25 protein-coding genes are annotated in these 24,250 nt (G+C 39.7%); 12 read left to right on the top strand and 13 right to left on the bottom strand.

Annotation, left to right across the window (positions count from 1 at the left end; genetic code table 11):
• Positions 1-2: 2 nt before the first annotated feature.
• The 3 genes from recO to gdhA all read right to left on the bottom strand — a co-directional run bounded on the left by recO (position 3) and on the right by gdhA (position 4,496).
• A complete protein-coding gene (recO, locus tag AC58DT_RS08535) occupies positions 3-722 on the bottom strand; it encodes a DNA repair protein RecO (protein ID WP_497216444.1) in 720 nt (239 codons plus the stop codon).
• Entirely contained in the window at positions 722-3,019 is a 2,298-nt protein-coding gene (gene porZ / locus AC58DT_RS08530; RefSeq protein WP_497216443.1) for a type IX secretion system anionic LPS delivery protein PorZ, read from the bottom strand. The genes recO and porZ overlap by 1 nt, the downstream gene beginning before the upstream one ends.
• A gap of 133 nt (positions 3,020-3,152) precedes the next feature.
• Positions 3,153-4,496, bottom strand: coding sequence for an NADP-specific glutamate dehydrogenase (gene gdhA, locus AC58DT_RS08525; protein WP_062620617.1), 1,344 nt, complete (start codon positions 4,494-4,496; stop codon positions 3,153-3,155).
• Between the two features lie 259 nt (positions 4,497-4,755).
• Between gdhA and AC58DT_RS08520 the strand changes: the two genes are divergently transcribed.
• Entirely contained in the window at positions 4,756-5,556 is an 801-nt protein-coding gene (locus AC58DT_RS08520) for a THC0290_0291 family protein (protein WP_497216442.1), read from the top strand.
• Between the two features lie 70 nt (positions 5,557-5,626).
• On the opposite strand, the gene AC58DT_RS08515 is transcribed toward AC58DT_RS08520, so the two are convergent.
• On the bottom strand, positions 5,627-6,769 hold the full coding sequence (locus tag AC58DT_RS08515; RefSeq protein WP_497216441.1) for a trans-sulfuration enzyme family protein: 1,143 nt from the start codon (positions 6,767-6,769) through the stop codon (positions 5,627-5,629).
• 155 nt (positions 6,770-6,924) lie between these two features.
• On the opposite strand from AC58DT_RS08515, the gene AC58DT_RS08510 reads away from it, so the two are divergent.
• The 3 genes from AC58DT_RS08510 to AC58DT_RS08500 are packed head-to-tail and all read left to right on the top strand — an operon-like array spanning position 6,925 to position 8,948.
• Positions 6,925-7,683 (top strand): DUF3298 and DUF4163 domain-containing protein, encoded by a 759-nt coding sequence (locus AC58DT_RS08510; RefSeq protein ID WP_497216440.1) that lies wholly within the window; start codon positions 6,925-6,927, stop codon positions 7,681-7,683.
• 9 nt (positions 7,684-7,692) lie between these two features.
• Positions 7,693-8,049 carry an arsenate reductase family protein gene (locus AC58DT_RS08505; protein WP_497216439.1) on the top strand — a complete coding sequence of 119 codons (357 nt, stop codon included), beginning with the start codon at positions 7,693-7,695 and terminating at the stop codon, positions 8,047-8,049.
• Positions 8,046-8,948 carry a DMT family transporter gene (locus AC58DT_RS08500; protein WP_497216438.1) on the top strand — a complete coding sequence of 301 codons (903 nt, stop codon included), beginning with the start codon at positions 8,046-8,048 and terminating at the stop codon, positions 8,946-8,948. The genes AC58DT_RS08505 and AC58DT_RS08500 overlap by 4 nt, the downstream gene beginning before the upstream one ends.
• On the opposite strand, the gene AC58DT_RS08495 is transcribed toward AC58DT_RS08500, so the two are convergent.
• Positions 8,945-9,418: an acyl-CoA thioesterase gene (locus AC58DT_RS08495; protein WP_497216437.1), complete on the bottom strand. Its 474-nt coding sequence runs from the start codon at positions 9,416-9,418 to the stop codon at positions 8,945-8,947. The genes AC58DT_RS08500 and AC58DT_RS08495 overlap by 4 nt on opposite strands.
• An 86-nt stretch (positions 9,419-9,504) precedes the next feature.
• On the opposite strand from AC58DT_RS08495, the gene AC58DT_RS08490 reads away from it, so the two are divergent.
• The 5 genes from AC58DT_RS08490 (at position 9,505) to AC58DT_RS08470 (ending at position 13,799) form a co-directional block, all read left to right on the top strand.
• Positions 9,505-10,464, top strand: a complete 960-nt coding sequence (locus AC58DT_RS08490) for a YheT family hydrolase (protein ID WP_497216436.1) — start codon at positions 9,505-9,507, stop codon at positions 10,462-10,464.
• 69 nt (positions 10,465-10,533) lie between these two features.
• Positions 10,534-11,391: a YicC/YloC family endoribonuclease gene (locus AC58DT_RS08485; RefSeq protein ID WP_062620602.1), complete on the top strand. Its 858-nt coding sequence runs from the start codon at positions 10,534-10,536 to the stop codon at positions 11,389-11,391.
• On the top strand, positions 11,392-11,964 hold the full coding sequence (gene gmk / locus AC58DT_RS08480) for a guanylate kinase (protein WP_497216435.1): 573 nt from the start codon (positions 11,392-11,394) through the stop codon (positions 11,962-11,964).
• A 46-nt stretch (positions 11,965-12,010) separates the two neighbouring features.
• The gene (gene nadD, locus AC58DT_RS08475; RefSeq protein ID WP_497216434.1) at positions 12,011-12,595 is read left to right on the top strand and encodes a nicotinate (nicotinamide) nucleotide adenylyltransferase; all 585 of its coding nucleotides are present in this window, start codon (positions 12,011-12,013) and stop codon (positions 12,593-12,595) included.
• Positions 12,596-12,794: 199 nt separating this feature from the next.
• Entirely contained in the window at positions 12,795-13,799 is a 1,005-nt protein-coding gene (locus AC58DT_RS08470; protein ID WP_497216433.1) for an NAD(P)H-dependent glycerol-3-phosphate dehydrogenase, read from the top strand.
• A 32-nt stretch (positions 13,800-13,831) separates the two neighbouring features.
• Here the strand turns inward: AC58DT_RS08470 and AC58DT_RS08465 are convergent, their stop codons facing one another.
• The 6 genes from AC58DT_RS08465 to AC58DT_RS08440 all read right to left on the bottom strand — a co-directional run bounded on the left by AC58DT_RS08465 (position 13,832) and on the right by AC58DT_RS08440 (position 19,980).
• A complete protein-coding gene (locus AC58DT_RS08465; protein WP_497216432.1) occupies positions 13,832-15,994 on the bottom strand; it encodes a prolyl oligopeptidase family serine peptidase in 2,163 nt (720 codons plus the stop codon).
• Between the two features lie 110 nt (positions 15,995-16,104).
• Positions 16,105-16,485, bottom strand: a complete 381-nt coding sequence (locus tag AC58DT_RS08460; RefSeq protein WP_045080274.1) for a DoxX family membrane protein — start codon at positions 16,483-16,485, stop codon at positions 16,105-16,107.
• Positions 16,486-16,604: 119 nt separating this feature from the next.
• The gene (locus tag AC58DT_RS08455; RefSeq protein WP_497216431.1) at positions 16,605-17,594 is read right to left on the bottom strand and encodes an aspartate-semialdehyde dehydrogenase; all 990 of its coding nucleotides are present in this window, start codon (positions 17,592-17,594) and stop codon (positions 16,605-16,607) included.
• A 126-nt stretch (positions 17,595-17,720) separates the two neighbouring features.
• Positions 17,721-18,131, bottom strand: a complete 411-nt coding sequence (mscL, locus tag AC58DT_RS08450; RefSeq protein ID WP_497216430.1) for a large conductance mechanosensitive channel protein MscL — start codon at positions 18,129-18,131, stop codon at positions 17,721-17,723.
• 78 nt (positions 18,132-18,209) lie between these two features.
• On the bottom strand, positions 18,210-19,319 hold the full coding sequence (alr, locus tag AC58DT_RS08445) for an alanine racemase (protein WP_497216429.1): 1,110 nt from the start codon (positions 19,317-19,319) through the stop codon (positions 18,210-18,212).
• Between the two features lies 1 nt (position 19,320).
• A complete protein-coding gene (locus AC58DT_RS08440) occupies positions 19,321-19,980 on the bottom strand; it encodes a thymidine kinase (RefSeq protein ID WP_497216428.1) in 660 nt (219 codons plus the stop codon).
• Between the two features lie 186 nt (positions 19,981-20,166).
• Between AC58DT_RS08440 and AC58DT_RS08435 the strand changes: the two genes are divergently transcribed.
• From AC58DT_RS08435 to rsmI, 3 genes are read left to right on the top strand one after another with little or no spacing between them, the layout of a single operon-like run.
• Positions 20,167-20,958, top strand: a complete 792-nt coding sequence (locus tag AC58DT_RS08435) for a DUF8457 domain-containing protein (protein WP_497216427.1) — start codon at positions 20,167-20,169, stop codon at positions 20,956-20,958.
• A 10-nt stretch (positions 20,959-20,968) separates the two neighbouring features.
• Positions 20,969-21,325, top strand: a complete 357-nt coding sequence (locus AC58DT_RS08430; RefSeq protein WP_497216426.1) for a DoxX family protein — start codon at positions 20,969-20,971, stop codon at positions 21,323-21,325.
• Between the two features lie 3 nt (positions 21,326-21,328).
• A complete protein-coding gene (rsmI, locus tag AC58DT_RS08425) occupies positions 21,329-22,003 on the top strand; it encodes a 16S rRNA (cytidine(1402)-2'-O)-methyltransferase (protein WP_497216425.1) in 675 nt (224 codons plus the stop codon).
• Between the two features lie 29 nt (positions 22,004-22,032).
• Here rsmI and AC58DT_RS08420 read toward each other — a convergent pair whose 3' ends face one another.
• Both AC58DT_RS08420 and AC58DT_RS08415 read right to left on the bottom strand, forming a co-directional pair.
• Complete coding sequence (locus AC58DT_RS08420) at positions 22,033-22,623, bottom strand: carboxymuconolactone decarboxylase family protein (RefSeq protein ID WP_497216424.1); 591 nt, start codon at positions 22,621-22,623, stop codon at positions 22,033-22,035.
• A 115-nt stretch (positions 22,624-22,738) separates the two neighbouring features.
• Positions 22,739-24,223, bottom strand: a complete 1,485-nt coding sequence (locus tag AC58DT_RS08415; protein ID WP_497216423.1) for a T9SS type A sorting domain-containing protein — start codon at positions 24,221-24,223, stop codon at positions 22,739-22,741.
• Positions 24,224-24,250: the final 27 nt, after the last annotated feature.

Here is a 24,250-nt window from a genome sequence, read left to right as displayed (position 1 = left end):
CTTTATGAAAACAACTGGTTGAGCACAGCGAGTGATTTTGGTTTTTGGTAGCCTTGCACGTGAAAGCTGTAATAGGAAAGCATTAATTGCAGCAAGTTTTTGCGCTGTGTTTTGGTAAGTTTTATTTTCTGAAATGTTTCTAGGTTTGTTCCAAAAAATTGCTTGAAGTTTTCTATTGTTTCGCCCTCCATACAGTAATTGGAAGTACTTGTAGCCTGAAAGTTTCCTTCTACTATATTGAAATAGCTTTTATTAATAGCTGTAGCATCGGGGAAAAAGCCCAGATACAAGCTCAGTTGTAGCAAAAAGAAAATATGGAAATTCGCAACTTCCTCATTTTTATCAAGCCATAGGAAGGATTGTTCCAAAAAAACAAAAAGGTCTTCATTGGCTTCTTCCTCGCGAATGCAGTTCTTTAGCATTTCAGCCAAAAACATAACCAAACCTGTTTTTACAATATCGGTATGAAGGGTTCGGTAGGGATAGTACACTTTGGCTTCCTTAATATATTCCAGCGTCCCTTTGTTTTTATGGTCGGCTATAATCTCAAGTTGTGTGAGGGGCTGAAAAAAAGATGCTTTTAGCTTCCCTTTCTTCGATTTCAGAATATTGCGAAGTAAATAACTTTTCATGCCCGAAGTTTCAGTAAAGCAACTTACAATTAAGTCGGCCTCTGAATATTTAATCGCGGAAAAGACAATAGCTTTGGTGGCAACAACCATTAGCGGATGATCATAATTTTTGCGACCTTGGTCTCCACATTATCCTCTGTAGTTACAAGCACAAGATATACTCCCGAACGTACCTTATATTTTCCAAAGGCCGTAGTGTCCCAAAGTACGCTTCCTCCTTCTGAAGTTTCCTCAAAAACAAGGCTTCCGGTAATGTCTGTAATCTTAACATTGGCTTGGGCCGTAAGTCCATCAATGGTAACGTTTCCGCTAAAACCTGGACGAACGGGGTTGGGAAAAGCATGCACATTTTCCAAATTGTCACTTGGTGCGGTTGAGGTTCCCCTATAGGCTACAAGCCCTTGTGTGGTTGCAAAATAAACCACGCCCGTAAATGGATCTATTGCTATATCCTGCACATTGTTTGTAGGCAATGGGGAGTTATCTTTGGTGAAGCGAAGCAGCGTTTCCTGTCCATTGGGAGATAAATAGAAAACCCCAGACGAGGTTGTGGCAATCCATTTATTGTTGGAACCATCCACTTCAATATCGGCTATTGTCTGTTCGTATAAAAGTTCCTGCGGTACCCCATCTTCCACTATAATAATGGATTGTGATTCTGGAGTTGTTCCCTCTTCAAAAAAACTTCCGGGACTATAAATTATTCGCAAACCCTTTACGGTTCCTATCCACAACCTGTTTTGGCTATCGAATGCAACAGCGCGGACCGTAGTTGAGGGTAAGTTGCCCAATCCCGCACCTTTATCAATTCTATTCAATCTGTTCGTTGTTGGGTTGTATCCTATTAAGCCGCTTCCATATGTTCCAAAGAAGGCATAGTTTTCTCGGCTTAAAGCTAGTTCTGTTAACGCTACCTCTCCAGGGGCATTAATTATTCCTGAAATATCAGTTTTTTGAAATTGGCCTCCGGGAGTTAATTTAATAAGGCCTTCGTCAGTTTTGCTTTGTACAATCCAGAGATTCCCTTGACTATCAAACTGGGAGCCGTAAATTCGGATACCAGCATCAGCGCCTCCTATATTTATTCTTTCCAACGGGCTATTGGTTTCATCATAAAGAATTGTGGGAACACCATCTACTATTTTTAAAAGCCCTTTTTGGTTCGCGCTCATATATACCTCATTGGGCGCATCTGGATTGATGGTTACGTTTACCAAGTCTGTAGGTTCCGCATTTACTGCTAAACTGAGCTCTTCATAAGAGATATTTGTCCAGATGGTATCCTTTAACTGACTTATTCCGAAACGTGATAACGGATATGGATTATAATCTCTATCAACCTCTCCAAAACTCACCCATAATTGTCCCGGGGAAGCATCGATGGAATATGGGCTATTTCTTATTGGACCATTGGGAAGCACTTGGGTAGCCTGCATGCTGCCAAAAGGAACTATTAGCATGCCGTCCTCATTAGTCCCCAAATAAAAATTATTGCCAAAACCATAACCCGAAAGCAAATCGAGGTCAAATCCCAGCACCGTACTTACTGAAGCTTCCTGTACAAACCCTTCGGAATATGCCTGACTGGAAGTTTTGGTTATAATAGTTAACAGATTATCTGCGAGCCTGAATTTTTGCACTTCAGAATTGAAATTCTCTACAGCTACGGTAGTCCCATCAGGCGTGAAACGCAAAATAGTGTTGGATCGGTTTGAGGCATACAGCTCATTACCTAATTTTTCCGCAGCTCTAAAACCACCACCCATTATAGTGGTCCAGTTTTGATAATCAATCAAATTATCATCTGCTACAAAAGCCCTGCGCATGCCACTGGTTGAACTTGCGGCAAAAATGTAAGGTTCCTGTACAATAGTTTGTACAATATCTATCTGGGCACCCCCATCACCTATAAAATAGGTGTCGCCAAATTCAAGCCTCGACAAGTTATAAACCGATATTCCGTATTGGGTTGCTATATAAAGGTTTTCGTTGAATTCCGTAAAATTGTTGATACGTTTTCTATCAGGTGGAATGGTTTGCTTTTCTAAAATATCTACCACTTTTAAAACGTTTTCCTCGCCTTCTTTTACAATCTCTATCAATCCGTTTGCATACCCAATAACCAATAAATCAAATGCCTCACTATAGTGTAGGGTGGTTATAGCGTTTCCAGAAAGGCCATTAACAGTGGAAAGGGTTTTTATTTCTTGTGTGGAAAGATCATAGGTAAAAACGGCATTTTCAGCGCCTACATAAATCTTGTTGTCGCCTTGGGAAATATCTTTCACCGAAACATAGGAGAAGTATCCCGTCCAGCGGTCTTCGAAATTCTGGGCGCTTGCCAGAAAGGGAAATATAAATAGTAAAGCAATTGCCCACTGCTTCATAGAAATTCTGTTTTGAATATTAACACGCTAAAATACTATTTATTGCGAGATGGGAATGAAAAAGCCTTTCCAAATCTTTTTTTGAAAAAAGACTTTTCGGAAAGGCTATTCCTTTATTTTAAGATATGAAGTATTAAACCACGCCTTGGGCCAGCATGGCATCGGCTACTTTTACAAAGCCGGCAACGTTTGCACCCTTCACGTAATCTACATACCCATCGCCATCTTTTCCGTACTCAACGCAAGCTGCGTGTATATCGTTCATGATGCCGTGTAGTTTTTCGTCCACCTCAGCGGCGGTCCAGCTTAAACGCAATGAGTTTTGCGACATTTCCAAACCTGAAGTTGCAACACCACCTGCATTTGATGCTTTTCCTGGTGAAAACAGGATCTTCGCTTTTTGGAACGCTTCAATCGCTTCTGGGGTACAAGGCATATTGGCGCCTTCTCCCACACAGATACAACCGTTGTCCAAAAGCATTTTAGCCTCTTCGCCATTTAATTCGTTTTGGGTTGCGCAAGGCAGTGCGATATCACATTTCACTTCCCATGGGCGTTTTCCTTCAACATATTTTGCGCCGGTATATTTTTTTGTGTATTCTGAAATTCGGCCGCGCTTTTCGTTTTTCAGTTCCATTACGAAAGCAAGTTTTTCTTCATCAATACCTTCGGCGTCATAAATATATCCGGCAGAATCTGAGAATGTAACTACTTTTCCACCAAACTGGATTGCCTTTTCGGCAGCATACTGCGCAACGTTTCCAGAACCGGAAACAACTACTGTCTTTCCTTTAAAGCTTTCCCCTTTGGTTGCAAGCATGTTTTTTGCAAAATATACATTTCCGTAACCGGTTGCTTCAGGGCGTATAAGCGATCCGCCATAAGAGCGTCCCTTGCCTGTAAGTACTCCGGTAAATTCATTTCTAATGCGTTTATACTGCCCATACATATAGCCAATTTCACGTCCGCCCACACCTATGTCTCCCGCGGGAACATCAGTGTCTGGGCCAATATGACGGAAAAGCTCTGTCATAAAACTTTGGCAAAAACGCATGATTTCAGCATCGCTTTTACCTTTTGGGTCAAAATTGGAACCTCCTTTTCCACCGCCCATTGGCAAGGTGGTCAAGCTGTTTTTAAAGGTTTGTTCAAAGCCTAAAAACTTAAGAATACTTAAGTTTACCGAAGGGTGAAAGCGCAGCCCTCCTTTGTATGGGCCAATGGCTGAATTGAATTCAATTCTATAGCCTTTGTTTACGTGAATTTCACCTTTGTCATCAGTCCAAGGCACTCTAAATAGAATGGTGCGCTCTGGCTCGACCATGCGTTCCAACAATTTTTTGTTGGCATATTTTTCATTTTCTTCTATAAATGGAATTACGGTTTCAGCAACCTCGGTTACTGCCTGAAGAAATTCAGGTTCATTGGGATTGAGTTTTTCAACTTCAGAAATGAAATCTTTTATACTTTGCTTCATTGGTTAAAATTTTATTTTACTTTTAGCGAATTTCCTTGACAATTGTTTGATACAATGCATTTTGCCGAATATCTAAATTAAGATATTGAATAAAAAGATGCATTAAAAAAACCATTTACATAAGGAAGGAGCAAATATAAGCGTTATGATAAAAACTGTGCGCCAATTTTTTACAAATTAGCTAAATAGCTTTATTAAATTTCACTGTTAAATATGTTTTTATATATTTGTTGTGTCTCAATCTAAACCCATATTTATAATGAATACCAGATTTTTGTTATTGGTATTTTTCTTGTTGGCTTTTGCAAGGCAGGAAGTTTACAGTCAGTTTGGCTTTTCTCACGAGGTGGGTTTAATTACAGGGCCGGTCGTTTTTTATTCAGATTTTGGACAGCGAAACGATTTTGAAACCAATGCTAAAAACACAGGGTTTGGAATTGGTCTTATTCATTACATTAACTTTTCATACCGCGCAGATTGTAACTGCTATACACGCGATAAGTATTTTAACGACCACTTTAAAATACGTACAGAGATTGATTACCACAAAACTAACTTGGAGCACTTTGGCCGTTGGGTAGAACCAGACCAGACTTCGCTTTTTGCAGATCAATTAAGGGCCATGAGTGGTTCTGTTTCTGTTTTTGAAGTAGGCTCTCAACTTGAATACTTCCCGTTAAGCATCCGAGATTTTGCTGCAGGTGGCTATAAAATTGCACCTTTTATCAGTTTTGGTGTTCATTGGGTGAATTTTGACCCAGAAGTTTCTTCTACTTTTGGACCGCTAAACAGTCCAATATCAACCCCCGATAAATACTTTAATGCCTTCCAGCAGGATCCTGCTTCCACTTGGGCTGTTGTGGGAAGTGTAGGGATTAGATATAAATTGAACGATTTAAGTGATTTAATGCTTGACAGCCGCTGGCACTATTACTTCTCTGACTGGGTAGACGGTCTTAACCCAACTTTTGAAAATAATGGAACTACGCCAGTTCCCGAAAACAAAGCCAATGAATGGATTTATTGGTTAAACATTGGATATATTTATTACATAAATTAACTTACAAATTTTATAATATTTAATTGGGGCGGATTATATAATCAGCCCCAATTTGTTTTTAAAATAAAGATTACCCTATTGCTTGCTTCAAATCTGCAATTAAATCATCTACATCTTCTATACCTACAGATAGACGAATCAATGAATCAACAATCCCCGTTTTTTCACGTTCCTCTTTTGGAATGCTGGCATGCGTCATACTGGCGGGATGGCCTGCAAGGCTTTCCACACCGCCCAAGCTTTCTGCCAAGGTGAAGATTTTTAGGTTTTCGACAATTTTAACAGCATCCTCGTAATTGTTTCCTTTTGTAACAAATGAAAGCATCCCTCCAAAATCCTTCATTTGCTCTTTTGCAATTGCATGGTTTGGATGGTTTTTAAAGCCCGGCCAATATACTTTTTCAATCTTTGGGTGCTTTGCCAAATATTCCGCAATGGCCTTGCCGTTTTCGCAATGGCGTTGCATACGGATGTGAAGTGTTTTCAACCCACGCAAAACTAAAAAGCAATCCTGTGGCCCACAAATGGCACCACTGGCGTTTTGTATAAAGTAAAGCTTTTCCGCAAGCGCTTTGTCTTTTACAACCAATGCCCCCATAACAACATCACTATGCCCGCCAAGGTATTTTGTTGCGCTGTGCATCACAATATCAGCGCCTATTTCCAACGGTTGTTGCAAATAGGGCGTTGCAAATGTGTTATCAACTGCGAGAAGAACATTGTATTTTTTGGCAATGGAAACTGCTCTTTTTATATCTATAATATTCATCATTGGGTTGGTTGGTGTTTCCACCCAAATCAGTTTTGTTTTATCATTTACATATTCTTCAATTTTATCGGCGTTTTCCATTCCGATGAAGTGAAACTTTATCCCGAACCCTTCAAAAATCTTGGTAAACAACCGATAAGTTCCACCATAAAGATCATTCGTGGAAATTACCTCATCGCCAGGTTTCAAAAGCTTCATTACCGCATCAATTGCAGCAAGACCACTTCCTAAGGCAAGTCCGTATTCTCCGTTTTCAATACTCGCAAAAGCTCTTTCCAAGGCAGCACGCGTGGGATTGCCAGTACGCGAATACTGAAACCCTTTATGGCCACCTGGAGTTGTTTGTGAATAAGTTGTGGTTTGATAAATAGGAGGCATTACCGAGCCATAAGCTGGATCTACATTGTGCTGCCCGCCGTGTATTGTTTTGGTATTGAATTTCATATAGATAGCTAAAATTTTAAATTGATAATCAGCAATATCATATATATTCTATGTTTTAATATAACTTTTACAATAGCTGATTTTAAAGTTATTACTTTTGAATTACAAATGTAAGAGTTCGTTTGTGATAGCTAACCATCTATTCCTTTTAACGTATGAATAATAAAATTACGGTAGCGGCAATTATTGTACTTATAAGTATGGGCTGTAACCAAGAAAAGAACATTGAGATTTCTTCGCAAAGTTTTACTGAAAGGGAGCTTGCAATATGCAAAGACAGCAAATGTCCCGAAGTTACCATAAACTATGTGGAGGTTTTTGGCGATGATGAGATTTCCGAAAAAATAAATACGAAGATTAGAAATTTTATTTTTAGTTCTTTATTAATGGGTGAAGACACCATCCCGACGGCAAAAAGCATTGAAGAGGCTGCTACAAATTTTATTGAAACCTATAATGCTGACAAAGCCCAGTTTCCAGATATGGCTGGGGAGTATTTTGCGGAAATCTCTGTAAATGAAATTTTCTCTTCCGAAGAACACCTTTGTTTTGAATTGCGCCAATATCTTTTTACCGGCGGCGCCCACGGTTATGGCACCACTTCATTTTTGAACATTGACCCAAAAACCGGGGAAGAGCTTACTTCAAAAGAACTTTTTAAAAACAGTAAGGAGTTTACAGCTTTCGCAGAGAAAAAGTTTCGATCCGAACAAAATATTGCAAAAGATCAATCCATTAACGAAAACGGTTTCTGGTTTGAGAATGATACATTCTATCTTCCCGAAAGTGTTGGTTTCACGCAAGACAGCCTTATTTTTGTTTATAACCAGTACGACATTGCGAGTTATGCCGATGGCCCCATTGAATTGAAAATAGCGATGAAAGAAGCCGAACCTTTCCTCAGTATTGATTAATTTTGAACTATGCAAAAAGTATATTATTTATCAAGTTGTGATACCTGCAAACGTGTGATGGACGAAATAGAAATCCCCTCATCGTTCATAAAACAGGACATAAAAGTACAGGGAATTACCGAAGAAGAATTAGACGAACTGTTCAACCTTACCGATAGTTATGAGGAGCTATTCAGCCGTAGGGCGAAGCTTTATCAGGAACGAAGCTTAAAGGATGAAAACCTTTTGGAGGAAGATTACAAAGGGCTCATTTTAGAACATTACACTTTTCTGAAACGCCCGGTAATAGTCAACAATGACGAAATATTTATAGGCAGCAGTCCCAAAACAGTTGCCGCTGCAAAAAAATCCATTCATAATAATTGACCAACCAACGCATTTTTGCGCTTTTGGCTGCAACCACAGCCAGCACCATCTATGGCATAAACCACACCATTGCCAAAGGATTGATGCCACACGTAATCCAGCCGTTCGGTTTTATACTATTGCGAGTGTCTGGCGCGGCATTGGTTTTTTGGATTATAAGCTTTTTCTTTCCTTCAGAAAAAATTGAGCGGCGTGATTGGTTAAGATTTATAGCTTGCGCTTTCTTCGGAATGGTTTTGAATATGCTCGCCTTTTTTAAGGGATTGAGCCTTTCCACGCCCATTAACAGTTCGGTAATAATTACGCTTTCACCAGTTTTGCTTTTGGTTCTATCAGCATTTATCTTGCGGGAGCGGATAACTTGGGTAAAAAGTCTCGGTATATTTCTTGGCCTTGGCGGGGCTTTGGTTTTAATCCTTTTTGGAATTAAGGAACAACCCAATGCGCCAAATATTCCATTGGGAAATATTTTATTTATTGTAAACGCAACTTCCTATTCAGTCTATTTGATTTTGGTAAAACCATTGGTTCCAAAGTACAGTTCCATTACTTTAATGAAATTTCTATTTCTCTTTGCGTTCCTAATAAACCTGCCGATAGGTATTTCAGAATTTACGGCTGTGTCTTGGACCAACTTGCCTTTTGAAGCTATTTGGAAACTTGCTTTTGTGGTTATCTGCACCACGGTTATGACCTATCTTTTGAATATTTACGCCCTAAAACAATTGAGCCCTTCCACCATAGGCGCTTTTATTTATTTACAACCTGTAATAGCGGTACTTTTCGCAGTAATCGTTGGCGCCGATAGTCTAACCGCTTTGCGAATAGGCGCGGCAGCATTAATCTTTTTGGGCGTTTATCTTTCCACTATAAAGCGCGTCCGTAAAAGTACGGACTAAAGATCCTTTGGCCGCTGACTGTACTTTCGGGTGTTTTCTTTGGTGAGAATTCTGAAATCGTCTGTCTTTTCCAACGCATTGAATATTTCGTAAAATTTCTTCGGAAGACCTACCAGTTTTCTTTCCGTCAGATCAATCCACGCCCCCATCATTTCGCAACGGGCATAGTTTTTACCCTTTTCATCATAAAAATTGTGCAGGAATTCAAAATACATCCCATCCTCCGAAAGGCCTTTCAACTGCAATGAAACAGTAACGGGCTGTCCGGGAAAAAACTCACGGAAATAATACATATGCTCATAAAATGCCACGGGGCCCAAGTTGTATTCCGCCAAATGCTGCTGGTCCATGCCTCTCTCCAGCATAAAACTCATTCGCGTGTGGCTCATGTAGTCTATATAGGCACTGTTGCGCAGGTGGCGGTTGGCATCCACATCGCTCCAGCGTATTTCAAATTGTTTTGTGTACATCTTCAAATTTTTATACAAATTTAAGCTACTTTTGTTATGCAAGCATAGTAAATATGTTTAGTTTCTGTTAAAACTTTTTCATAAAAATGCCGCTGATTAAAAGCAATTATATACCAAGCTTTCCTTTTAAAAACGGACACTTCTCCACGATTTATTCCGCAAAGCTCCGGCCGTCGCCCGGTTTAATCCAACAACGGGAACGTTTGCAATTGCCGGACGGCGATTTTGTGGATATCGATTGGTCCTTCTCCAAAAAAGCTCCCCCCAAGGTTGCAATCCTACTCCACGGATTGGAAGGCAACGCCCAACGCACGTATATGAAAGGCCAAGCCAAAATCCTGAACCAGAACGGTTGGGATGTTGCTGCGGTGAATTTTCGCGGTTGCAGTGGCGAGGCAAATCTTTCCTATCAATCCTACAACGCAGGGAAAACGGACGATCTGGAAGCGGTAATCAATTTTATTCTGAAAAAGAACAAATACAGTGAAATAGCACCCGTAGGTTTCAGCCTTGGTGGAAATCTGCTTTTGAAATATTTGGGCGAGCGCGAATCATTTCCGAAGGAAATAAAAAAAGCAGTTGCAATTTCCACGCCCTTGAGTTTAAAAGGTTCTTTGGAATCTTTGAATGAATTTTCAAATTGGGTTTACCGTAACTCCTTTTTGATAAATCTTCGGAAAAAGTACAAAGCGAAAATGAAAGATTTTCCCGAAAAAATGACAGCTTCCGATTATAAAAAAATTACTTCGCTTCTTGAATTCGATAATGTTTACACCGCGCCGGCACACGGTTTTAAGGATGCGTTTGATTATTACGAAAAAAACAGCAGCTTGCAATTTCTTCCGAAAATTAAAATTCCAGTCTTTGTTTTAAATGCTGAAAACGACAGCTTTCTTTCCTCGGAATGCTACCCAACAGATTTGGCTTCAAAAATGAAAAACCTTTTCCTCGAAACGCCAAAATACGGCGGACACGTGGGTTTTCACCAAACCAATAAATTGTATTATAGTGAAACGCGAACATTTGAATTTTTAAACTCGAAATAACTCCCTCCCCATTGGGGAGGGTCGGGGTGGGGACTTTTTATTACCTTTGCCCTTCATTAAAACTGGAATATGATTCAATCCATGACGGGCTACGGCAAAGAAGTTGTTCAGTTGCCTTCCAAAACCATTACCATCGAAATCAAATCTTTAAACAGCAAAGGTCTCGACCTCAATACGCGCGTGCCTTCGGCATACCGGGAAAAGGAGCTTGAAATCCGCGATCTGCTCGCAAAATCATTACAACGCGGAAAAGTGGACTTTTCACTTTATATTGAAGTAACGGGCGAGGAGGTAACCACACAGCTGAATGAAGGCGTTGTAAAACAATATATAAAGCAATTGGCAAACGTGGTAAACGGCGACCCCGTAGAGCTTTTAAAAATGGCAGTGCGCATGCCCGATGCCTTGAAAACCGAACGCGAGGAAATTGACGAGAAGGAATATAAAGCTATTTTAAAAGGAATTGACAAAGCGCTGGAAGCCATAAACGAGTACAGAACCGATGAAGGTTTGGTTTTGGAAAACGACTTTTTGGAACGTTCCAAAACTATTTCAAAATTGTTGGAAGAAGTGATTGCTTTGGATCCCGAAAGAATTGACGGCGTAAAGGAAAGATTGCGCAAGGCGGTTGCGGATTTAAAGGAAAAAGTGGACGAAAACCGCTTTGAGCAGGAATTGATCTATTACCTTGAAAAATACGACATCACTGAGGAAAAAGTTCGCCTTAAAAACCATTTGGAGTATTTTGAGGAATCCTTAAAATCGCACGATTCCAACGGAAAAAAATTGGGTTTCATTACACAGGAAATTGGTCGTGAAATCAACACTATTGGCAGCAAGGCAAACTATGCTCCAATGCAGCAAGTAGTTGTGCAAATGAAGGACGAGCTTGAAAAAATTAAGGAACAAGCGCTAAACGTTTTATAGATGGAAGGAGGAAAATTAATCGTTTTTTCGGCCCCTTCCGGCAGTGGAAAAACCACCATCGTACAACATTTGTTGAAACAGAAAGACCTCAACTTGGAATTTTCGGTTTCGTGTACAAGTCGCGAGCCCCGTGGCGATGAAAAGCACGGCGAGAATTATTATTTCATCTCGTTGAAAGATTTTAAGCGACACATTAAAAATGGTGATTTTTTAGAGTGGGAAGAAGTGTACCGCGACAATTTTTACGGGACGCTGAAAAGTGAAGTGGAACGTATTTGGGGCCACGGAAAAAACGTGATTTTTGACATTGACGTTGTTGGTGGACTCCGAATTAAAAAGAAATATCCCGAAAAAACACTGGCGGTTTTCGTAAAACCACCCAGCATCGACGAGCTGAAAATCCGGCTTAAAAAACGCAAGACCGAAAGTGAAGAACGCATCAATATGCGCATTGCAAAAGCGTCGGTGGAATTGGCGACTGCGCCGCAATTCGACAAAATCATTAAAAACCACGATTTGGAAACCGCTTTAAAGGAAGCGCATGATTTGGTAGAAAATTTTATAAAATCATAAAAATAATCCCGTACAGACGCACGGCCGTGCGTCTGTACAGAAAAAAATGGCAAAAAAAATTGGACTTTATTTCGGCACGTTCAACCCCATTCACGTGGGGCATTTGATTATTGCCAACCACATGGTGGAGTTCAGCGATTTGGATGAAGTTTGGTTTGTGGTTACACCACACAATCCACATAAAAAGAAAAAAACGCTTTTGGAAGACCACCACCGTTTGGCAATGGTACGGATTGCCGTGGAAGAGTATCCGAAGCTACAGGCCAGCAATGTGGAGTTTGATCTGCCGCAACCCAATTATACGGTGAATACTTTGGCACATTTGGAGGAAAAGTATCCAAAAAATAACTTCTGTTTGATTATGGGAGAAGACAACCTGAAGAGCCTCCACAAGTGGAAAAATTATGAAGTGATTTTAGAACGCTATTCCATCTACGTTTACCCAAGAATTTCCGAAGGAATCGTGGGAACACAATTTGTCAATCATGAAAAGATAAAGAAAGTTGACGCCCCAATTATTGAGCTTTCTTCAACATTTATTAGAAAAAGTATAAAATACGGTAAAAACATTCGCCCGATGCTTTCTGCTGAGGTTTGGAAGTATCTGGACGAGATGAATTTTTATAAATGAAAAACCGCCCCACCAAATTAACACTTGGGGAGCGGCTTCAACTAAATAACCAACCAAAATCATTGAAACTACCTAAATTTCAATAATCAATGTCAGTAACGCAAACAGGCAGTAAAAGATTGTATGCACAATCTTAAGCTACTGTTAAATGTTTTGATAAAATAAGAATTGTTTACTTTTGAATTCATAATTTTAATAAATGCAAGAAAAACCAAAATTTGCAGTCTTTGGCGGTGGAAGCTGGGCTACGGCCATTGTAAAAATGCTCTGTGAAAACCTAGAGGAAGTGTGTTGGTATATGCGAAGCAATTACGCTTTGGAACATCTTAAAAAGCACGGCCACAACCCTAATTATTTAAGTTCGGTAGAATTTAATTTGAAGCAACTTAAACTAAGTAACGATATTAATGAAACCATTAGCTGTGCAGATTGTCTCATTTTTGTAATACCATCCGCTTTCCTTGAAAGGGAGCTTGAAAAACTGACAGTTTCTTTGGAAGACAAAATAGTTTTTTCAGCCATTAAAGGCATTGTTCCCGAAACTAGCCTTATCGTCGGGGACCATTTTAACACACATTACAAAGTTCCTTTTAACAATATTGGGGTCATCTCTGGTCCATGCCACGCGGAAGAAGTTGCGTTGGAAAGACTCTCATACCTCACCATAGCTAGTGCCGATGATGAAAAAGCAAAACTTGTTGCAAACGTTTTAAGCAGTGATTACATTAAATGCACAACCAGCGATGATGTTTTGGGGATAGAATACGCGGCAATGCTCAAAAATATTTACGCCGTGGCTGCAGGGATTGCACACGGACTTGGGTATGGCGACAACTTTCAAAGCGTATTGATGAGCAATGCCATCCGCGAGATGAAAAAATACGTGAAAAAGGTTCACAAAATGAAACGTGACATAAACGATTCAGCTTATTTGGGAGATTTATTGGTTACGGGTTATTCTGTGTTCAGTCGAAACCGCTTGTTTGGAACAATGATTGGAAAAGGCTATACCGTGAAAAGTGCCCAGCTTGAAATGAGTATGATTGCTGAAGGCTATTACGCTACTAAAAGCGCTTACAATTTAAACCAGCAAAAAGGCAAGAAAAAAGCCAAGACCCCCATAATAAATGCAGTGTATGAAGTGCTTTATGAAAATAAAGACCCGAAAAAAACATTTAAAAAATTAACTGAAAAGTTGGATTAAAAAAAGCCCCTCAGATTGAGGGGCTTTTTCAATTATTGTTTTATTTCTTTATTGATATTTTCCGGCAAATCTTCATAACCCATATTGAATAGGGTAAATCCAAAAATATCTGCATACTGCTCAATGGTTTTGCTCACAGGTGTTCCCGCTCCGTGACCGGCATCGGTTTCAATTCTAATTAAAACAGGATTATTCCCCGCTTGCTTTGACTGAAGTTCAGCAGCAAATTTAAAGCTATGCGCGGGTACTACCCTATCATCGTGATCGCCGGTAGTGATTAAAGTTGCTGGATATTCCACCCCTTCTTTTACATTGTGCAATGGCGAATAGCCTTTTAAATACTCAAACATTTCTTTGCTGTCTTCGGCTGTACCGTAATCATACGCCCAACCTGCTCCCGCAGTAAAAGTATGGTAACGAAGCATATCCAAAACCCCAACTGCCGGAAGTGCTACTTTCATTAAATCTGGACGCTGCGTCATTGTTGCGCCTACAAGCAACCCTCCGTTTGAACCTCCGCGAACAGCGAGATAATCGCTGGAAGTATAGTTGTTTTTAATTAAATATTCAGCAGCAGCTATAAAATCATCAAATACGTTTTGCTTTTTCATCTGCGTACCCGCATCGTGCCATTTTTTGCCATACTCACCGCCACCGCGAAGGTTTGGTACAGCATAAACACCACCTTGCTCCATCCATACGGCGTTTGCAATACTAAAGCCTGGTGTTAAACTAATATTAAACCCACCGTAACCGTAAAGGATTGTTGGGTTTTTTCCGTCCATTTTCAAGCCTTTTTTGTGGGTAATTATCATTGGTATTTTGGTCCCATCCTTTGAGGTATAGAAAACCTGATGGCTTTCGAAGTTTTCTGGGTTGAAGTCTATTTCAGGCTTTATGAATAATTCTGAATTGCCGCTTGCAATATCATATTTATAAATGCTGCCGGGAGTAACATAATTTGTGAAGGAATAGTACAATTCCTTTTCTTCCTTTTTTGTTCCAAAACCACCCGCCGAACCAACGCCCGGAAGTTTCACTTCGCGAATCAATTTTCCGTCATAATCATACTGCATTACTTTTGAAACAGCGTCAACCATATAGTTTGCAAAAATATTTCCGCCTCCGGTGCTAGGTGAAAGTACATTTTCAGTTTCAGGAATAAAATCCACCCAATTATCAGGAGTTGGATTGCTGGCATCTACGGTAACTACTTTTTTGTTTGGTGCATTTCTATTTGTAACAATGTATAATTTTGAACCAACGTTTTCCAAAATGGAGGTGTCAGAATCCGTATCGTCCAAAATAGTTACAAACGCAGCTCCAGGTTTTGTCAAATCCTTTATAAACAGTTTATTTCCAGAAGTTGAAGTACTCGCCCTTACTACCAAATAATTATTATCTTCTGTTACACTCGCATTTATATAGCGGTGCTTTTCTTCTGAGGTAGCTCCAAAAATCACCTTGTCCTCACTTTGCGGGGTTCCCATTTTGTGGTAGTACACTTTGTGCTGATCAGTTTTAGCTGAAAGCTCACTGCCCTTTGGTTTATCATAACTGGAATAGTAAAAACCGTCTTCACCCTTCCATGAAAGTCCGCTGAATTTAATGTCTTTTAATGTATCTCCAACCAATTCCTTCGTTTCAGTATTCATTACAAGAACTTTACGCCAGTCACTCCCGCCTTCAGAAATACTATAGGCCAGCTTGCTGCCATCTTTGCTGAAACTTGTCTCGCCCAAAGAAATGGTCCCGTCTTCCTTAAAAGTATTGGGGTCCAAAAATACTTCAGCAGTACTTGGGTCTTCACCTGTTTTGTATCGATATAGTACATACTGGTTCTGCAAACCATCGTTTTTGTAGAAATAGGTATAATCGCCTTCCTTAAATGGGGGGCCAACTTTTTCGTAGTTCCATAGATCGGAAAGCCGTTGTTTCAATTCTTCCCGGAAAGGTATTTTTTCTAAATACCCGAAGGTTACTTCGTTTTCAGCCTTAACCCAGACGGCGGTTTCTTCACTGCGGTCATCTTCCAACCATCGGTATGGATCTTTTACTTCAACACCAAAGTAGGTATCTACAGTATCAACTTTTTTTGTTTGCGGATAGGTCACGGAAATAACTTCTTTTTTTGGTTCTTCCTTACAGCCCACAAAGGCAAGTACAAGGATTGCTGGAACAATTGTAAATTTCATATTATTGATTTTTTGGAAATGTAAATGTAATGTTTTTACTTAAAAGGAAATATTACAATATGTAAAAAGGCTTCCGCAAAGAAGCCCTTAAATACTGCATACAGTTGGAGTTAATGAAATAAGGGTTTATAAACTTTCCAATGCTTATAAATCAAAATAACATTCAATATAGTTATCACCAAGGCCACAAGAAGACCTGGTGTATCCAAAAATAAATGAAATAATAAGATATTAACCGTAATGGGGGCCAACAAAAGCAATGCAAACGAAACCCACTTGTTAATAAGCAAAAGCAAACCGATAAAGATTTCCAAAATTCCAATGACTTTTAGAATGTAGCCTGTGCTGCTAAGCGAATCGATAAAAATTGCCGCATCTCCCGTATAAATATGGGTAGGCATAATGTGAAGATTTATCAATTTACTCAGTCCAAAAAATAGTAATCCTAAGCCTAAAATGATTCTCAGGATTTTAGTAAATGTTGAATTCATAGGCTTTACGTTTAAGGGTTAATCCTTTAAAGGTACTGAAAAATAAAAAACGCACCTTTATATAAAGTGCGTTTTTTTAACAAAATTTTAAAAAGATTATTAGTTTTTCTCTTAAATACTTAAACGAGCTTATTGTTTACCAAGTATTCTGCAATTTGAACGGCGTTCGTTGCTGCTCCTTTCCGAAGGTTATCACTTACAATCCACATATTTAATGTATTGGGTTGTGTTTCATCCCGACGAATTCTTCCAACAAATACATCGTCTTTATCGTGAGCGTACATTGGCATCGGGTATGTATTTGTATCTGGGTTGTCCTGAACGATGATACCTGGAGTTTCATGCAGAATTCTACGGATATCCCCCAATTCAAAATCATTTTCAAATTGTACGTTTACAGCCTCACTGTGCCCGCCAGCTGTTGGAATTCTCACTGCAGTAGCAGTTACTGAAAAAGTACGATCGTCCAATATTTTTTGTGGCTCACGGGCCAGTTTCATCTCTTCTTTTGTATAACCGTTTTCCTCAAAAACATCACAATGGGGCAATGCATTTTTATGGATAGGATACGGGTATGCCATTTCTCCCTTTATTCCCACCATTTCGTTCTCCATTTGTTGTACAGCCTTTAAACCGGTTCCTGAAACGGATTGGTAGGTAGAAACCACCACTCTTTTCATATTGTATTTTTTGTGAAGGGGCGCCAAAGCCATTACCAATTGTATGGTAGAGCAATTGGGGTTGGCTATTATTTTATCTTCTTTGGTCAATAGATGGGCGTTGATTTCGGGAACAATTAACTTCTTTCCGGGCTCCATTCTCCAAGCCGAAGAGTTATCTATTACAGTAGTGCCCACCTCAGCAAACTTTGGGGCCCATTCTAATGATGTGCTTCCACCTGCAGAAAAAATTGCAATGTCTGGGGCTGCAGCAACAGCCTGCTCTAGACCAATCACTTTGTGGTTTTTTCCTTTAAAGGAAATTTCTTTTCCCACAGATCTTTCTGAAGCCACCAAGAGCAATTCGTCAATAGAAAAGTTACGCTCCTGCAATACTTTCAACATTACCTCGCCAACCATCCCGGTGGCACCTACCAAAGCTAATTTCATTATTTTAAATTTTAGGCAAAAGTAGTTTATCCATATTTATTTTTTCAGAATAAAAAGCAAAAAAGAACCCTCTCCATTTTGGAGAGGGTTTAAGGTTAGAATATGTAATGCAGCGGTGACTGTAAATTATTTTTTTCTCAGTTCGTCACGAATTTCCATCAATAAATCCTTTTCTGATGGTCCTGGGTCCGGCGCAGGGGCTTCTTCTTTTTTCTTACGCACTTTTCCGTATGCCTTCACTATCAAGAACAATACAAAACCAACAATAATTAAATTGATGATAGAGTTTATCCATTTTCCGTACATAATGGCATTCTCCGGCTTGGTAACCTCTCCGTCTGGAGCAACCACAGCCTCTGAAAGCACTACTTTTAAATCGGCAAAGTCAACACCTCCAGTAAAATTACCCACTATCGGCATCATGACATCATTGGTAAAACTTGAAACAACGGTGCCTACAGCAGCGGCAAGTAGAACGGCTACGGCAAGGTCTACCACATTGCCGGTCATAATAAAATCCCTAAATTCTTTTAACATGTTGATTGGTTTTAGAAGTTAATAGCCACTAATTTACTTAAAAAGAATTCATTTTCTAAAATAATTTCCCAAAAGGAATTAATTCCTACAAACAACGCGTTTCACTCTTTGCGAAACTGCGGTTATTAATTCATAAGAAATAGAGTTTATCGCTGCCGATAACTCCTCAGCAGATGTGGAAGGGCCAAACACAATTGCCTCATCCCCTTCTTCGCAATCAATATTGGTTACATCTACCATTACCATATCCATACAAACATTGCCCAGAATGGACGCTTTTTTGCCATGTATAGTTACCCAGCCTTTGCCTTTTCCATAAGAACGTGGAATTCCGTCTGCGTGGCCAATTGGAAGGGTTGCGGAACGTGTAATTTCTTCCGCAATAAAACCACGATTATATCCCACACTTTCACTTTTTTGTACAGTATGTATTTGTGAAATAACGGTTTTTAAAGTACCAACGGGTTTTAAATATTTGTTTTCTTCTTTGTCATTTCCGAAGCCGTAAAGACCAATTCCCGTGCGCACCATGTCAAAATGTGCTTCGGGATAGTTGAGTATTCCCGAAGTGTTAGCGCAGTGCAATAAGGGTTTATACTCCAATTTTTCTGAAAGTTCTTCCGAAATTTTTCGGAAACTTTCAATCTGTCCCATTGTAAAATCCTTCAGTTTCAAGTCCTCACTCGCCGCTAGATGCGAAAAGGCCGATTTCACCTTTACACTGTTTGTTTTTAAAAGTGTTTCTGCAATATAATCCACATCGCTCGCTACAAATCCTAAACGGTTCAAGCCCGTGTTGAATTTCAAGTGAACTGGATAATTGATCTGCTTCTTTTCTTCTGCGAAAGCGATAAATTCCTCCAGCATTTTTCGGGAATAAATACTGGGTTCCAAACAACGATCCACGATTACTTCAAAATTAACGGGAAGTGGATGGAGCACCAAAATAGGTGTTTCAATTTTTGCATTTCTAAGGGTTTCGCCCTCATTTGCGTATGCAACAGCGAAATAATCAACGCCCAATTCCACAAGCTCTTTAGCAATAACCACTGAATCGCTACCGTAGCCAAAGGCTTTTACAACTGCCAAAACTTTGGTTTCGGGCTTTAATTTTGAGATAAGGTATTTATAATTATTCTCGAGCGCGTTTAAATCAATCTCCAATAGAGTTTCGGTGGCTTTGGGCATATTAGGCTTGTTTTCCAGGTTTTTCAGGAGCTTTCTGCTCACTCAGGTCTTCGGCATCCTTCACTTCCAGTTTTACTACTTTGTCCCGAAGTTGCGCCTTGTAAAATGCCGCACGGCTCAGGGGTTCGTATTCTTCGGTTTCACCAAGTAATACAAGGTCCTGGCTTTTCGCCTTGCGGTAACTATAATTGGCAAGATTCCCCGTGCGGGTACATACCGCATGAACCTTGGTAACATATTCGGCCGTGGCCATTAAGGCGGGCATGGGCCCAAAGGGATTTCCCTTGTAGTCCATATCCAGCCCTGCAACGATCACACGAACGCCGCGATTGGCAAGGTCGTTACATACTTTTACTATTTCGTCATCAAAAAATTGGGCCTCATCTATGCCAACCACATCGCAGTTATCTGCCAGAATTGGAATATTGGCTGCAGCAGGCACGGGTGTGGATCGAATCTGGTTGCTATCGTGGCTGGTCACGGCATCCTCGGCATAGCGTGTGTCTATGGACGGTGTAAAAATTTCGACTTTTTGACGGGCAAACTGGGCGCGTTTCAACCTCCGGATTAGCTCTTCGGTCTTTCCTGAAAACATAGATCCGCAGATTACCTCAATCCAGCCAAATTGTTCTTTCTGATTTACGGTATTTTCAAGAAACATAGTTTAATTTTACGCGAAACATTGGGTACTAATTAAATTTCCAAACGATTTGTCCAACTTGAAGATTGCTTGAAAACCATTACAAAACGGCAGATTTAAACAAGAAAACAAAAATAGTTGACGTTTACATAAAGGATGCGTAAATTTATAAAAACAAAATAGAAATTCAGGTTAATTTAAAAAGATATGAAGAAGAAACTCCGTGAGCAGGTAACAGCGCTAGCACAACAGATAATTGAAGAAGAAAAAACCTTTAAAGCCGCCTCTGTTAAGCAATTGGTGGGTGAGCTGTATGAAAAGCTCTCGGTACTTGAATATCTCGAAAATCAAATTGAAGACGCTGCACATCCGCCCCTCCCAACCTCTTTAGACTCCAAGAGTTTCCGTGAGCAAAATTGGTTTAAGGAGCCCGAGCCTGTTCCACAGCCCGCGCACAAAGAAGACCTTATTGAACCTTTGATGGAAAAGATAAAGGACATTGTAGCACAAATGCCTGAAGAAAGTGAGCGCATTGATGAACTTTTGGATGAAATGCTTCCAAAAAACCCCGAAACTAAAACTGTCGAAATACAGGAAAAACCCACCACAAAATATGCTAAAAATGATTTGGAGGAATTTGCATCGGCCTATCAGCAAATGCCGGAGTTCGAAAGAAAAAATACTCAAATTTTCCCAAAATCGGTAGAAGGAAAAGAAGCCAGTAAAACATTGACCGAATCCCGTGCTCGCTCTATAAACGACACCCTAAACAAAGGCCTTAACATTGGGCTGAACGACCGTTTGGCATTTATAAAGCACCTTTTTGAAGGGCAAACTGAAGATTACACCCGCGTCCTTTCACAAATAAACACCATGGAAAGCTTTGAGGAAGCACAAAGATTTATAAAAGGTAACGTGAAGCCAGACTACAACCATTGGCTTGACAAAGAAGAATATTCGGAAAGGTTTATGAACATTATTGAAAAGCGTTTCAATTAAACCCAGAGTTATGACAGCCCAAAAAACCATCTACTGGATAGCCACAGGGCTGCTCAGCGTTTTATTTCTGTATTCTGCATTTATGTATTTAACAGATACGGCAGTGATTGAAGGGTATTACCAAGATTATCAATACCCCACCTATTTGGTCATTCCGATGGCCCTTGCAAAAATATTGGCAATCGTATTTATTCTTTTTCGAAAGCCCAAATGGGTCATGGAATGGGCATACGCAGGGCTCTTTTTTGATATGGTTCTGGCCTGTTTTGCACATTATAGGCTAAATGATCCCGATATAACGCTCCCTTTGTTGGGCATTCTATTTTTGTTGGTCTCCTATTTCTTCGGAAAAACTGTACGCCCATAAACTATGACGGGAAAACTCTATTTGGTGCCCACGCCCATCGGCAATTTAAAAGATATGACCTTTCGCGCTGTTGAAGTGCTGAAAGAAGTAGATTTAATCCTCGCCGAAGACACCCGAAATAGCGGGAAACTTTTAAAACATTTTGAAATTGGCACCCAAATGCACTCGCACCACATGCACAACGAGCACAAAACGGTGGAAGGGATTGTAAAACGGATTCAAAACGGTGAAAATATAGCATTGATAAGCGATGCCGGAACCCCAGCAATCAGCGACCCCGGTTTTTTATTGACTCGTGCCTGTGTAGAAGCCGGCATTGAAGTGGATTGCCTTCCCGGTGCAACAGCTTTTGTACCAGCATTGGTAAACAGTGGCTTCCCGAATGATAAATTTGTTTTTGAAGGCTTTCTCCCGGTGAAAAAAGGCAGGCAAACAAGGCTCGAACTTTTAGCCGAAGAAACCCGCACCATCATTTTTTATGAATCGCCACACAAACTGTTGAAAACACTTGCTCAATTTGTGGAATATTTTGGCGGCAACAGACAAGTTTCCGTTTCACGGGAATTGACAAAACTGCACGAAGAAACCGTTCGTGGTTCTGCTGAAGAAGTTTTAAAGCATTTTGAAATCAAGCCGCCGAAGGGAGAAATAGTTATAGTTGTTTCGGGGAAGAAGTAATTCAACAATCGTTAATCTGCAATCACTAATCAAACGTGCTTTCCCCTATTCCACCCATGCTTCCCAAGATACTGCTCCCCACTTTCCACGGCACCATCTTCAATGGAAGTTCCCATAGAATCGTTCCAACGGTTTAAATAACCAAAAAGCGAAATAACCCCAAGCATTTCCACGATTTCGCCTTCGTTCCAGTATTTGTAAAGTCGCTGTTTTATTTCATCATTCACCGCATTTGGTACTTGGCTTGCGGCCAAAGAAAAGTCGAGCGCAGCGCGTTCAGCTTCAGAAAAAGCGGAATGGGTTTTATATTCCCAAATATTATCCAATTGCTCCTGCTCTGCGCCATAGCGTTCCGCAGCACGAATAGCATGGGCCTGGCAGTAGCGACAACCGGTTGCATTGCTGCTTACCCAAGCGATCATTCTTTTTAAGGCTGAAGTAACGCGCCCCTCGTTGGCCATTACGGCTTTGTTGAGATTGATAAAGGCTTTGCTAATTGCCGGGCGGTGCTGCATGGTAAGCACGCTATTTGGGCAAAAGCCAAGTGTTTCGTTAAAGAATTCAGCCAATTGTTTTGTTTCGGCGTCGTGGTCTGGAGAAAGGGGGGTTACTAATGGCATAGTTAAAAATCGTTTGGAATTCGAAAGTACGAAATGCCACTTGGAAATTCCAAATCACAAACTCCAAATTCCAAAGAAATCGCAAACCTCAAATTCCAAAGAAAATATTTACATCTTAGTTTTTCAACAAACGAAAAATACTGTTTGAAGTTTTTAAAAAATAAACCCCACTTTGGGCAGCAGTGAGATTTAGCTGCGATTGTTTTTCGGTCAATTCGCCCGAGGCAATAGTTTTCCCGGCAATGTCAGTTATTTCATATTGTTCATTTTCAGAAAACAGTTCGCGTTCAATAGTAAAAATTCCATTTGAGGGGTTTGGGTAAATAGTTGTTATTTGATTTTTGAAGTTAGGAACACTTAGTTGTGAATTATTAAAACGAGCTACCAAAATATTTTGAGGACCACTTAACGGAGCTGTAATACCAGCACCTACAATCTTTCCGTCAGTTTGAACAATGGTTTTACTATCTACAAATTCCAAACCTAAAATGAAAGAATAATCTCTATATCCTCCTGAAAAGTACCGCTTAACATTATATACGCCAAGTTCAAAACAATCAGTAGTGCTACCAATGGCAAGCATTCTTTGATTTTCTTGAATTATTAATTGGGAAATAGAGAATCCTGTCTCGGATAATAATCTCGTTCCATTATTTCCAAAATTTAAATCTGGTTGGCCATCACTTAAGAAACGAATAAAATATTGCTTAAAGAATGGTTCTAATTGCAGAGTACAATAACCGTAACTTCCAGCAATCACTATATTTTGATTATTGGTAAAATCAAAGCTTGGATTCCGAAAGTTTACTGCATCAATTGATTCAAGTGACTTGGTGGTTAATCCATTATCTCCAAAATTTATATCTAAATATCCGGTTGGTAAAAATTTCAATAATATTATGTCTGCTGTATAAGAATTAGCTCGAATTCCTGAAACGAAGAAATTATTCTCGGAATCTATTTTTAATTCGCTGATAGTAAAAGTTCCTCCTGAAAAGTTAGAAATCGCAATGCCATCTATTCCAAAATTAGGGTCTAAAGTCCCATCCTCAAAATAATGAAAAAAGCCAATTTTATCATTGGCAGTAAGTTTTAAAAATAATAATGAGTTATCTGCTAAGACTAGCATATTGGCAAAATTTCCATTCGGAATTGTTAAAACGCCATTGGTTCCAAAAGAATTTATCAATTCACCATTTGCGTTATATTTTGCAATTTTATAGGTTTGGCTTTGACTGTTGGAGAATTTGCCTCCGGTTAGAATATTCTGTTCTTCATCCAGAAGTAAATTAACGTGTTCACAATAACCTTCAGCATAATCAGCAACTAATATCCCATTGTTTCCAAAAGAACTGTCTAAGCTGCCATCTGGCATATATCTTACCAAATATGGTTTACTAAGATTGTTATTTATTGACGTTATTCCCGAAACAATTAGTTTCTGATCATTTTGTTGAACTACAGATGATAAGAGTTCCTCACTATTCTCAATATCGGTTGTAACCACACCTTCTGTTCCAAATGACAAATCTGGACTACCATCCTGTCCGTAAGTAACAACAGAAATTATTCCCACAATAAAAAGTAAAAGTGTTTTCATAATTTTTAAGTTTTGATGCGTCATTGA

Source organism: Aequorivita sp. CRS11, assembly GCF_059693805.1.
This window is presented reverse-complemented; position numbering and strand designations above follow the sequence as displayed.

Bases quoted from the DNA above. Each gene is read 5' to 3' on its own strand.
- AC58DT_RS08520 (WP_497216442.1), top strand. From the start codon at position 4,756: ATGAATACCAGATTTTTGTTATTGGTATTTTTCTTGTTGGCTTTTGCA.
- AC58DT_RS08460 (WP_045080274.1), bottom strand. From the start codon at position 16,485: ATGAATTCAACATTTACTAAAATCCTGAGAATCATTTTAGGCTTAGGA.
- rsmI (WP_497216425.1), top strand. From the start codon at position 21,329: ATGACGGGAAAACTCTATTTGGTGCCCACGCCCATCGGCAATTTAAAA.
- AC58DT_RS08430 (WP_497216426.1), top strand. From the start codon at position 20,969: ATGACAGCCCAAAAAACCATCTACTGGATAGCCACAGGGCTGCTCAGC.
- alr (WP_497216429.1), bottom strand. From the start codon at position 19,319: ATGCCCAAAGCCACCGAAACTCTATTGGAGATTGATTTAAACGCGCTC.
- gmk (WP_497216435.1), top strand. From the start codon at position 11,392: ATGGAAGGAGGAAAATTAATCGTTTTTTCGGCCCCTTCCGGCAGTGGA.
- AC58DT_RS08490 (WP_497216436.1), top strand. From the start codon at position 9,505: ATGCCGCTGATTAAAAGCAATTATATACCAAGCTTTCCTTTTAAAAAC.
- AC58DT_RS08485 (WP_062620602.1), top strand. From the start codon at position 10,534: ATGATTCAATCCATGACGGGCTACGGCAAAGAAGTTGTTCAGTTGCCT.
- AC58DT_RS08515 (WP_497216441.1), bottom strand. From the start codon at position 6,769: ATGAAATTCAATACCAAAACAATACACGGCGGGCAGCACAATGTAGAT.
- porZ (WP_497216443.1), bottom strand. From the start codon at position 3,019: ATGAAGCAGTGGGCAATTGCTTTACTATTTATATTTCCCTTTCTGGCA.
- AC58DT_RS08435 (WP_497216427.1), top strand. From the start codon at position 20,167: ATGAAGAAGAAACTCCGTGAGCAGGTAACAGCGCTAGCACAACAGATA.
- AC58DT_RS08465 (WP_497216432.1), bottom strand. From the start codon at position 15,994: ATGAAATTTACAATTGTTCCAGCAATCCTTGTACTTGCCTTTGTGGGC.
- AC58DT_RS08440 (WP_497216428.1), bottom strand. From the start codon at position 19,980: ATGTTTCTTGAAAATACCGTAAATCAGAAAGAACAATTTGGCTGGATT.
- AC58DT_RS08415 (WP_497216423.1), bottom strand. From the start codon at position 24,223: ATGAAAACACTTTTACTTTTTATTGTGGGAATAATTTCTGTTGTTACT.
- AC58DT_RS08495 (WP_497216437.1), bottom strand. From the start codon at position 9,418: ATGTACACAAAACAATTTGAAATACGCTGGAGCGATGTGGATGCCAAC.
- AC58DT_RS08510 (WP_497216440.1), top strand. From the start codon at position 6,925: ATGAATAATAAAATTACGGTAGCGGCAATTATTGTACTTATAAGTATG.
- AC58DT_RS08455 (WP_497216431.1), bottom strand. From the start codon at position 17,594: ATGAAATTAGCTTTGGTAGGTGCCACCGGGATGGTTGGCGAGGTAATG.
- AC58DT_RS08505 (WP_497216439.1), top strand. From the start codon at position 7,693: ATGCAAAAAGTATATTATTTATCAAGTTGTGATACCTGCAAACGTGTG.
- recO (WP_497216444.1), bottom strand. From the start codon at position 722: ATGGTTGTTGCCACCAAAGCTATTGTCTTTTCCGCGATTAAATATTCA.
- AC58DT_RS08420 (WP_497216424.1), bottom strand. From the start codon at position 22,623: ATGCCATTAGTAACCCCCCTTTCTCCAGACCACGACGCCGAAACAAAA.
- gdhA (WP_062620617.1), bottom strand. From the start codon at position 4,496: ATGAAGCAAAGTATAAAAGATTTCATTTCTGAAGTTGAAAAACTCAAT.
- AC58DT_RS08470 (WP_497216433.1), top strand. From the start codon at position 12,795: ATGCAAGAAAAACCAAAATTTGCAGTCTTTGGCGGTGGAAGCTGGGCT.
- nadD (WP_497216434.1), top strand. From the start codon at position 12,011: ATGGCAAAAAAAATTGGACTTTATTTCGGCACGTTCAACCCCATTCAC.
- mscL (WP_497216430.1), bottom strand. From the start codon at position 18,131: ATGTTAAAAGAATTTAGGGATTTTATTATGACCGGCAATGTGGTAGAC.